Here is a 9,545-nt window from a genome sequence, read left to right as displayed (position 1 = left end):
GAGGGCGCCTTCGAGGAAGGCCTAGGCTTCGACGGTTCCGCCATTGAAGGGCTGGCCCGTGTGTTTGAGTCCGATATGCTCGCGCAGCCGGATCCGGCCACCTTCCAGATCCTCCCGTGGCGCGGCGAAACGGAACAGACGTCCCGCATGTTCTGCGACATCCTGACGCCTGATGGTGAGCCTTCCACCGCTGATCCCCGCAACGTCCTCAAGCGCACCCTCGCAAAGGCCGCCGATATGGGATTCACCTGCTACACCCACCCTGAGATCGAGTTCTACCTCCTCAAGTCCCAGGAACCCGGGCCCGATGGCGCGCCTGTGCCGGTTGATGAGGGCGGCTACTTTGACCACGTCCCTGGCGGCGTGGCCCAGGATTTCCGCCGGACGGCGGTCACCATGCTGGAATCCGTGGGTATCTCGGTGGAGTTCAGCCACCATGAAGCGGGGCCGGGGCAGAACGAGATTGATTTGCGCTACGCGGACGCTCTCCAGACGGCGGACAACATCATGACGTTCCGCACGATCATCAAGGAAGTTGCGCTCCAGCAGGGGACTTATGCCACCTTCATGCCCAAGCCCTTCACCGCGCACCCCGGGTCCGGCATGCACACCCACTTTTCCCTGTTCGAAGGCGACACCAACGCCTTCTACGAGGCAGGCGCTGAGTTCCAGTTGTCCAAGACTGCGCGCCAGTTCATTGCCGGCATCCTCAAGCACGCCCCCGAGTTCACCGCGGTGACGAACCAGTTCGTGAACTCCTACAAGCGCCTGTGGGGCGGCGGGGAGGCGCCGAGCTATCTGAGCTGGGGGCACAACAACCGCTCGGCCCTGGTCCGCGTTCCGCTGTACAAGCCGGGCAAGGGCCAGTCGGCGCGGATCGAGTACCGCGGCATCGACTCCGCCGCAAACCCGTACCTTGCCTACGCCGTCCTGCTGGGCGCCGGGCTGAAGGGCATCGAGGAAGGCTACGACCTGCCCGCTGCAGCCGAAGACGATGTATGGTCGCTGAGCTCTGCGGAGCGCCGCGCCATGGGGCATGATCCCCTTCCCGCCAGCCTGCATGACGCCATCCGCTCGATGGAGGACTCTGAACTGATGCCGCAGATCCTGGGCGAGCAGGTGTTCGAGCACTTCCTGCGGAACAAGCGCGCCGAGTGGCAGGACTACCGGCTCCAGGTGACGCCCTACGAGCTGCAGCGCAACCTGGCCATTCTCTAGGCAGCGGCTGTGAGCCTCGCACGGCGCCTGATTGCGGCCGGCTTCAGTGACCTGGAGAAGGGTGAGCGGTTCCTGGCTGCCCGCGAGCTTGAAGGACTGGACGAAGACCGGCTCTTTGCGGGGCTGCAGTTGGCAGCCAGTCCGGACACTGCCCTTCAGTCACTGGTGCGGCTGATCGAAAAGCATCCGGCGCTTCGGGAGCTGGCGGGCGCTGACCCTGAAACCAGCGAACCGCTCTACCGGGTGCTGGGGGCTTCGGAGGCTCTGGGGGAGTTCCTGATCCGCCACCCCGAACATCTTGATGCCTTCAATGTGCGTCCCAGCCCGGAGCCGGTGCAGGCTGACGCGTCGGCGTTGCGAGCCACCCTCCTGCAGTCCGTGGGCGCTGATCCGAGGGCCGCGCGCCCCGTCGCCGGGGTCACAGGCACGGAAGCGTACGCAGCCCTGCGCACGGCTTACCGCCGGGGGGTAGTGGACCTTGCAGTCAAGGACCTGTGCGCCGCGGATCCACTGGACTTCCTGCCCCTCGCGGGCGGCGAACTCGCGGACCTCGCCGGGGCAGCCATCGAGGCCGCCCTCGCTGTCTCCCGAGCCGAGGCTGCCGGCCAGTTCAGCGCCTCGGACGTGGCCGACGTCGGCCTTGCCGTTATTGGAATGGGCAAGTGCGGAGCGCGCGAGCTTAACTACATTTCCGACGTCGACGTCATTTACGTGGTGGAGACGGGCAGCCTGGAGGACGCACAGGCCAGCACTATCGGCGCTGCCCTGGCCAGCGGAATCTCGCGCGCCATCTCATCAGTGGCGAAGGAACCCGGGTTGTGGGAAGTGGACGCCAATCTCCGCCCGGAAGGGAAGTCCGGGCCGCTGGTGCGCACTCTCGCGTCCCATCAGATGTACTACGCGCGATGGGCTGAAAGCTGGGAGTTCCAAGCACTGCTGAAGGCGCGCACTATTGCCGGCGATGTTGCCCTGGGCCAGCAGTACGAGGACGCCATTGCACCGCTGATCTGGAGCTCGGCCAGCCGGGACGGGTTCGTTGAATCGGTGCAGGCGATGCGGCGCCGGGTCACAGAGCACATCCCGCAGGCCGAGGAACAGCGGCAGATCAAGCTGGGCCGCGGAGGACTCCGCGACGTTGAATTCACGGTGCAGCTGCTCCAACTGGTCCACGGCAGGTCTGACGAAACCCTGCGCCGCCGGGACACCACCTCCGCCATCGCGGCCCTGTCCGCAGGGGGCTACATCGGACGGGCCGATGCCACGGCCTTCGACAACGCCTACCGGTACCTGCGGTTGCTGGAGCACCGCATCCAGCTCTTCCAGCTCCGCAGGACGCACCTCATGCCCGTCGCTGAGCCAGCGCTCCGGGCGTTGGCCAAGGCGGTTTTGGGGCCGTTTTCCAGTGAGCGTCCGCATCCGGACGCCCTGCTCGCCGCCTGGCAGAAAACCAAGCGATCGGTGCGCGAGCTGCATGAGCGGATTTTCTACCGGCCCCTGCTCAACACCGCCGCCAGACTCAGCAGTGAGGACGCCAAGCTCACACCCGAAGCAGCCCAGGGCCGGCTTGCCGCCCTCGGCTACCGGGACCCGAAGGGCGCCATGCGCCACATCGAAGCCCTGACCGCCGGTGTGAGCCGCAGGGCCGCCCTGCAACGGCAGTTGCTGCCCATCCTGCTTGACTGGCTGGCGGAAGGCGTGGATCCCGACGCCGGCCTTCTCGCCTTCCGCAGGGTCAGCGAGGCCCTGGGTACCACCCACTGGTACCTGGGCATGCTCCGCGACTCCAATGCTGCAGCCGAGCGGCTATGCCACATGCTTGCGAATTCGCGGCTGATTGCCGACTTGCTGGAAGTGTCCCCTGAATCAGTGGCGTGGCTCGGCCAGGATAAGGACCTGGTCCCGGTGACGTTCGAGGCACAGTGGCAGGAAATCACCGCCAAGATGTCCCGCCACGCAGATCCCGAGAGCGCGATGCGGCTCATCCGCCTGATCAGGCGGCGGGAGACCCTCCGGATCGCGATCGCCGATTCTGCCGGGCTGGTGGGCCAGGACGACGTCGGGGTTGCCCTTGCGGACACCGACCGCGCGGCGGTTTTGGGCGCCCTGCGGGTGGCGGAAGGCATTGTGTCCGCTCGCGGGCCGCTGAAGACCGCCGTCCTGGTGGTTGCCATGGGCCGTCAGGGCGGCCGCGAAATCGGCTACGGGTCCGACGCCGACGTGATGTACGTTCACCGCGCACTGCCTGGCTTTTCCGAGGAGGAGGCGCAGGAGCAGGCCTCGCGGATAGTAGCGAAGGTCTCCAGCCTCCTGACCCAGCCGCTGAAACCCGCCATTATGGCGGAAAGGGTGCTGCAGGTGGACGCCGACTTGCGGCCGGAGGGCAAGAACGGAGCAATGGTGCGCTCCCTGGACTCCTTCGCCGAATACTACCGGCGCTGGTCGCTCATCTGGGAGGCGCAGGCGCTGCTGCGTGCACGGCCGATGGCCGGGGACGACGCCCTGGCAGCGGACTTCCTCGACCTCATCAACCCCATCCGGTATCCGCAGTCCATATCCGAGCAGGATGTCCGTGAAATCCGGCGGGTCAAGGCCAGGGTTGAAGCTGAACGCCTGCCCCGCGGGGCTGATCCGGCCAGGCACCTCAAACTGGGCCGCGGCGGGCTGAGCGACGTCGAGTGGCTGGTCCAGCTTCTGCAGCTTCAGCATGCCGCCAAACATGAGGAGCTGCGGACCACGTCCACCATCGAAGCACTTGAAGCCGCAACCCGGGCGGGACTGCTGGACAAGGAGGATGCAGACCTGCTGGCGGCTGCCTGGCGCCTCGCCAGCCGGATCCGCTCGGCCAACGTCATCTCGAGCGGCAAGGCCTCGGACCTGTTGCCGTCCTCCCGGCGGGACCTGGAAGCGGTGGCGAGGTGGTGCGGTTACGAACCCGGCCAGGCCGCGGTCCTGGAAGAGGATTACCTGCGTGTCAGCCGCCGGGCCAGGGCAGTCTTCGAGCGGGTTTTCTACGGGCATTGACCGGGTTGCTGCGCCTTGTCCGATAGGGAGTGCTGACACTTGTCCGGGGCCGGTGCTAGTTTGAGCCCATGGCTACCCGAATCTTTTTCAACCTGCCCGTCAGGGACCTGAACCGCTCTGTGGACTTCTTCACGGCCCTTGGGTTCTCCTTCAACCCGGACTATACGGATGAAAACGCCACCTGCATGATCATCAGCGAAAACGCCTACGTCATGCTTTTGGTGGACAGCTTCTTCAAGACTTTTACGTCCAAGGAGGTTGCGGACAGCAAGGCCTCCGCGGAAGTAATCATTGCCTACTCCGTTGAGAGCCGGGAGGCAGTGGATGAGGCCGTCAGGACCGCACTGGCCTCCGGCGGTTCAGCATCCGAGGACCCCCAGGACTACGGATTTATGTACAACCACAGCTTCCAGGACCCGGACGGCCACCTTTGGGAAGTGATGTGGATGGATCCCGCCGGTCCGCCGGCTGAGTCCATGGCGTCTGAATCAACGGCCGGTGACGGGTCTGCCGGCCTGCAGCCCTGAACGGGATGGACCCCAGCGTCTGGCTGATTTCGCTTCAGGACCTCGACGACGACGCCCGCGCCATCCAGCTGGGCGCCGTGGCGGACCTTGAACTTGGGCCAGGCCAGGATCGGTTTGTGGGTGATCCGCTGCGGATGGTCCTGGCGGGGCTCGCGGAGGAGTCCCGGCGTCCCTACGTGATGGAATGCCTCGGCCGGGCGGTGGGCGTGCTCACTTTGCAGTCCGGGGCAGCCCGGCTGGCGGGCTGGCCGGACGACGATTCGGCATGGCTGCTGCGGGGCTTCCTGATCGACCGGCGGGAACAGGGGAAAGGCCTTGGGCCGCTGGGTGCTGCCGCCGCCGTGGCGGCCGCGGAAAAGCTCAGCGCCCGACATGGGACCGGAGAGACCGGCGTCGTCCTGTCCGTTAACGAAGCAAATCCGGCGGGATTGTCCGCCTTCCGCCGCGCCGGCTTTGAGTACCGCGGGCAATATCTGGGAGGGCCAGCGGGCCCGCAGCGGGTGATGTTCCGTGGTTTCGGCAGGTCCACCGCACTGTAACCGGACAGCCCGGCGTTGCGCCCAGTCCCGGATTGCCCGAATATGTGGATTGGCGGTGTTCTTCAAACCTTGTTGGGGGGAAGGCTTGCAAAGTCTTCGTCTCGGGGAGCATTTGTCAGGGGATCCGGTTCCCGGTCTCAGCACGTCTGGAACCGGGTCCCCACCTTCAGCAGCCGGTGTTTCACCTCAGCACCCACCCGCAGCCGCTCCCGGAAAAGTGAGTACCGCCTACTGATGCCCCAGGACGGCCAGGAACGGTCAACTATCAGTGTCGGCAGGTTTGCGGGTTGGTAGCCCCCCAGCCTCTGCCGGCACATCATCGCTTGAACGGTAGCGGGGCCGCGCGGGCCGGGCCGGCTCAGCCGCAGGGATTACATGCGAATCACAGTACGCACCGAAGACGGGGTGGATCCCATGGATGGCTCCCATCAGTCTGTTGGCCGCCGCGACAAATGCTCCGCATTGGCAGGAATGGCCGAGTCCGTCGGTATACCGACTGACAGCCCTAGGGTGAGCTATTGGACCAAAGCGGGCGGGCTGGCAGGCTGAGCGGCAGGACGAGGGGGTTCCGGGCACAACAAAGGCCGGCCCCCCGAGGAGGCCGGCCTTGTTGCGACGCGAATTTTTGCGGACTATGCCCGCTTTCGCCCCGTTATCATGCTAGACGCCGTAGTAGAGCTCGAACTCGTAGGGGTTCGGGCGCAGCGACAGCGGACGGATCTCGTTCTCGTACTTGTACTCGATCCAGGTGTCGATCAGGTCCTGGGTGAACACGCCGCCGGCCTGCAGGAACTCGTTGTCCTCGGCCAGGGCCTCCAGGGCTTCCTCAAGCGTGCCCGGAGCCTTGGGGATGTCCTTGGCTTCTTCTGCCGGGAGTTCGTAGAGGTCCTTGTCGATCGGTGCGGGCGGTTCGATGCGGTTGCGGATGCCGTCGATGCCGGCCATCAGCTGGGCAGCGAATGCCAGGTACGGGTTGGAGGAGGGGTCCGGCGCGCGGAATTCGATGCGCTTGGCCTTGGGGTTGGTGCCCGTGATGGGGATACGGATACCGGCGGAGCGGTTGCCCTGTGAGTAGACCATGTTGACCGGAGCTTCGAAGCCCTTGACCAGGCGGCGGTAGGAGTTCACCGTCGGGTTGGTGAAGGCCAGGACGGCGGAGGCGTGCTTGAGCAGGCCGCCGATGTACCAGCGGGCGGTGTCGGAGAGGCCGGCGTAGCCCTTTTCGTCGTAGAACAGCGGCTCGCCGCCGTTCCACAGCGACTGGTGGCAGTGCATGCCGGAGCCGTTGTCGCCGAAGACCGGCTTAGGCATAAAGGTCACTGACTTGCCCCAGGCGTCTGCGGTGTTCTTGATGACGTACTTGAACTTCTGCAGGTCATCCGCTGCGTGGGTCAGGGTGGTGAACTTGTAGTTGATCTCAGCCTGGCCGGCGGAGCCAACTTCGTGGTGGCTGCGTTCGACCTCGAGTCCGGCTTCGTCCAGGGCGACGCACATGGCGTCGCGCAGGTCGGCCTGCTTGTCAGTAGGGGAGACCGGGAAGTAGCCGCCCTTGACAGGGGTCTTGTAACCCAGGTTTCCACCCTCTTCCTCGCGGCCGGTGTTCCAGTGGGCTTCCTCGGAATCGATCTTGTAGAAGCTGCCCTGCGGGGAGGACTGGTACTGGACGTTATCGAACACGAAGAACTCGGCTTCGGGAGCGAAGAAAGCGGTGTCAGCGATGCCGGTGGAGGCCAGGTAGGCTTCGGCCTTCTCAGCCACGCCGCGGGGGTCGCGGTGGTACGGATCGCCGGTGCGGGGGTTGACGATGGAGAAGTTCAGCGCGAGGGTCTTCTCCATGCGGAACGTGTCCAGGAACGCAGTGGTGACGTCCGGGATCAGCTGCATGTCGGATTCGGCGATGCCCTGGAAACCGCGGATGGAGGATCCGTCGAAGAGCTGGCCGTTGATGAAGAAGTCGGCGTCAACGCTCTTGGCCGGGACGTTGAAGTGCTGCTGGACACCCGGAAGGTCGGTGAAACGGATATCGACGAATTTAATGTCTTCGTCTTTGATGAACTTGAGGACCTCGTCCGCAGTCTTGAACATCTATGCTCCTAACGCATATGTAACTATCTGGCGTGAAAGCCATCTGATCCAGCGCAATCCAAAGCAGGGAAACGCCGCAGTGTTTCCCTGCTGAAAGTACCCGCTGCACATGTCTGCCGGTGGATTTGCTTGAAACTGCTAACAGCCTATGGACGCGGCATTTCCCGTCCGTGTCCGCATTGTTTCGGGCAGGTTACAGAATGCCCTGCTACGACAAGGCTATCCGCCGCCCACAGTGTGGTCTAACTGCTTCCACACTGTGAGCGGGGGAACCGAGTAAACTTGGACGGTGGTAGATCGTAAAGACATTGGCTCCTGGCTCACCGGCCCTGACACCTCAGGCATTTCCAAGTATCCGGGTGAGCGGCTGGGGCTGCCGGAGTCCGGATCCGGCTCCATTGCCCGCGCCGGGCGCAGGATCATTGCGATCATGATTGACTGGGGCATTGCCTTGCTCATCAGCAACTTCGCCTTCGGGGGAGACGCCTGGGCCACCCTGGCGATTTTCGCCGTCGAGCAGATCCTCCTGGTGGGCACGCTTGGCTACAGCATCGGGCACCGCGCCACCGGCATTCACGTTGTGAGAGCAGGCGGGGGAGCGCCGGGACCGCTGGCAGCGCTGGTGAGGTCGTTGCTGCTGTGCCTGGTGGTTCCCGCTGTCATCTTCGATCCGGACCACCGCGGGCTTCACGATAAGGCGATGAATACGCTGCTCGTGCTCCGCTAGGAGTCCCCGGATTCAGACGCGGCTGGTTTCCTCCTCCGCTTCAGGAGCTTCGGCTGCGTCAGCCGTAAGGTACCCGCGCTTGCCGGCCCAGCGCTCAAACCAGAGGGTGGCAAACGGGAAGACGGCGGAAAGGCCGGCCAGGAGGGCCACCACGAGGGGCCAGCGCTGCAGCCGCCAGAGTGCCAGCGCGGCGATCGCGTAACCCACGAACAGGGCACCGTGGATGGGCCCGGCCACCTGCACGCCAAGTTCCGTGGTGCGGGCTATCCATTTGAAGTACATGCCCACCAGAAGCGCAGCCCAGCTGAACGCTTCGGCGATCGCGAGAACTCTGAAGGCGCGGAGCACGGCACTCCTCGCGGGAGCTTCCACCTGGTCCTGTTTCACCTTGTGCTGTTCCACTTTGTCCTGTCCTGTAGTCGGTGTTGTGGCCTTGGCCGGCCATAAAAAAGCCCCGGTCCCGGCTTGTAGCCGGAAACCGGGGCGTTTGCTCTAGCGTCCGCGGTTGGGGCGGGCCTTGTAGGGGTCGATGCCCTTGGGGATGGGGAGCCGGTTGCCCAGCGATGCGATCCGCTTGGACACGGCATTCACCTCAAGCTTGGTCAGTTCCTTCTTCAGCTTGCCCATTTTCTTCGCCACCTGGCTGATGGGAACCTGCCCTTCGCCGCGGCCGCTTTCAATGACGTGCACAGTGACGTTGGGCAGGATCCGCGCCAGGCGCTTGCGCTCCGCCTCCAGCAGCGGCTTTACACGGTGGGTGGGGCCTTCGCTGACCAGCACGACGCCGGGGCGGCCGATGGCGCGGAACACGGCGTCCTGCGTGCGGGGGTTCACGGCGACGGGCTGTTCCTCGGTGATCCAGCCGCGCCGAAGCGTTCCCAGTGCGGCGCCGGAGGCACCAGGTTGATTTTCAATTTGTGCGAAGGCTGCACGCTCGGCGCGCCGCGAGAGAATCAGTGTGGCTCCCAGCAGACCCAGCGGGATACCGATGATCAGGCCCGTGATCCAGTTATCAAGCCAGAAGCCCACCAGGAAGCTGACAGCCACAACGCCGAGGAAGACCAGCAGCATGAGCCACGGAACCATGGGGTCGTGGCGGCGGGTCATGGTGAAGACCTCGCGGATCTGCTTGAGGCGGCTGGGCTTCTTGACCTTTGCTTCTTTCGGCTTGCGGGAGAAGAGGCCACGCTTCGGCGTGCCGGAGGCAGCCGGAGTGGAGTTGCTGGAATCAGGGGATTTCGCCATAGTGACTCAATTCTACGTGACCAAAGCACAAGGGCCGGCACCGGTGCCGGCCCTTGGGGGATAAGGAGTTTCCGGGGTCAGGAGTGGGCGGCGAGGAGGGAGCTGGCTTCCTGGCGGGTGGTGCCGGAGGACTCGATGTGCGCGAGTTCGGCGGGGATTTCCCAGCCTTTCTTGCGCATCGCG

At 64.8% G+C, this 9,545-nt stretch carries 8 protein-coding genes and 1 pseudogene; 5 read left to right on the top strand and 4 right to left on the bottom strand.

The features are described from left to right. The 4 genes from AC5RWX_RS26440 to AC5RWX_RS26425 form a co-directional block, all read left to right on the top strand. On the top strand, window positions 1-1,218 hold a 1,218-nt coding region (locus AC5RWX_RS26440), incomplete at its 5' end, for a glutamine synthetase family protein (protein ID WP_494099243.1). A gap of 9 nt (window positions 1,219-1,227) precedes the next feature. Then, window positions 1,228-4,239 carry a bifunctional [glutamine synthetase] adenylyltransferase/[glutamine synthetase]-adenylyl-L-tyrosine phosphorylase gene (locus tag AC5RWX_RS26435; protein ID WP_494099242.1) on the top strand — a complete coding sequence of 1,004 codons (3,012 nt, stop codon included), beginning with the start codon at window positions 1,228-1,230 and terminating at the stop codon, window positions 4,237-4,239. Window positions 4,240-4,307: 68 nt separating this feature from the next. Beyond that, entirely contained in the window at window positions 4,308-4,766 is a 459-nt protein-coding gene (locus AC5RWX_RS26430) for a VOC family protein (RefSeq protein WP_494099241.1), read from the top strand. 5 nt (window positions 4,767-4,771) lie between these two features. Continuing rightward, window positions 4,772-5,305: a GNAT family N-acetyltransferase gene (locus AC5RWX_RS26425; protein ID WP_494099240.1), complete on the top strand. Its 534-nt coding sequence runs from the start codon at window positions 4,772-4,774 to the stop codon at window positions 5,303-5,305. Between the two features lie 660 nt (window positions 5,306-5,965). Here AC5RWX_RS26425 and glnA read toward each other — a convergent pair. Beyond that, on the bottom strand, window positions 5,966-7,390 hold the full coding sequence (gene glnA / locus AC5RWX_RS26420) for a type I glutamate--ammonia ligase (protein WP_050055503.1): 1,425 nt from the start codon (window positions 7,388-7,390) through the stop codon (window positions 5,966-5,968). 289 nt (window positions 7,391-7,679) lie between these two features. Between glnA and AC5RWX_RS26415 the strand changes: the two genes are divergently transcribed. Beyond that, window positions 7,680-8,117, top strand: coding sequence for an RDD family protein (locus AC5RWX_RS26415; protein ID WP_494099239.1), 438 nt, complete (start codon window positions 7,680-7,682; stop codon window positions 8,115-8,117). A gap of 12 nt (window positions 8,118-8,129) precedes the next feature. Here AC5RWX_RS26415 and AC5RWX_RS26410 read toward each other — a convergent pair whose 3' ends face one another. The 3 genes and pseudogenes from AC5RWX_RS26410 to AC5RWX_RS26400 form a co-directional block, all read right to left on the bottom strand. After that, window positions 8,130-8,519, bottom strand: a complete 390-nt coding sequence (locus AC5RWX_RS26410) for a DUF3817 domain-containing protein (protein WP_494099238.1) — start codon at window positions 8,517-8,519, stop codon at window positions 8,130-8,132. 90 nt (window positions 8,520-8,609) lie between these two features. After that, the gene (locus tag AC5RWX_RS26405) at window positions 8,610-9,362 is read right to left on the bottom strand and encodes a DUF4191 domain-containing protein (protein ID WP_494099237.1); all 753 of its coding nucleotides are present in this window, start codon (window positions 9,360-9,362) and stop codon (window positions 8,610-8,612) included. 77 nt (window positions 9,363-9,439) lie between these two features. Beyond that, window positions 9,440-9,545 (bottom strand): annotated as a pseudogene (locus tag AC5RWX_RS26400) (lipoyl synthase); the annotation flags it as partial.

The sequence above is a fragment of the Arthrobacter sp. SPT-J7 genome, assembly GCF_059089965.1.
This window is presented reverse-complemented; position numbering and strand designations above follow the sequence as displayed.

What these genes read in the sequence shown, in the direction of transcription:
- AC5RWX_RS26430 (WP_494099241.1), top strand. Translation starts at nt 4,308, where the DNA reads ATGGCTACCCGAATCTTTTTCAACCTGCCCGTCAGGGACCTGAACCGC.
- AC5RWX_RS26425 (WP_494099240.1), top strand. Translation starts at nt 4,772, where the DNA reads ATGGACCCCAGCGTCTGGCTGATTTCGCTTCAGGACCTCGACGACGAC.
- glnA (WP_050055503.1), bottom strand. Translation starts at nt 7,390, where the DNA reads ATGTTCAAGACTGCGGACGAGGTCCTCAAGTTCATCAAAGACGAAGAC.
- AC5RWX_RS26405 (WP_494099237.1), bottom strand. Translation starts at nt 9,362, where the DNA reads ATGGCGAAATCCCCTGATTCCAGCAACTCCACTCCGGCTGCCTCCGGC.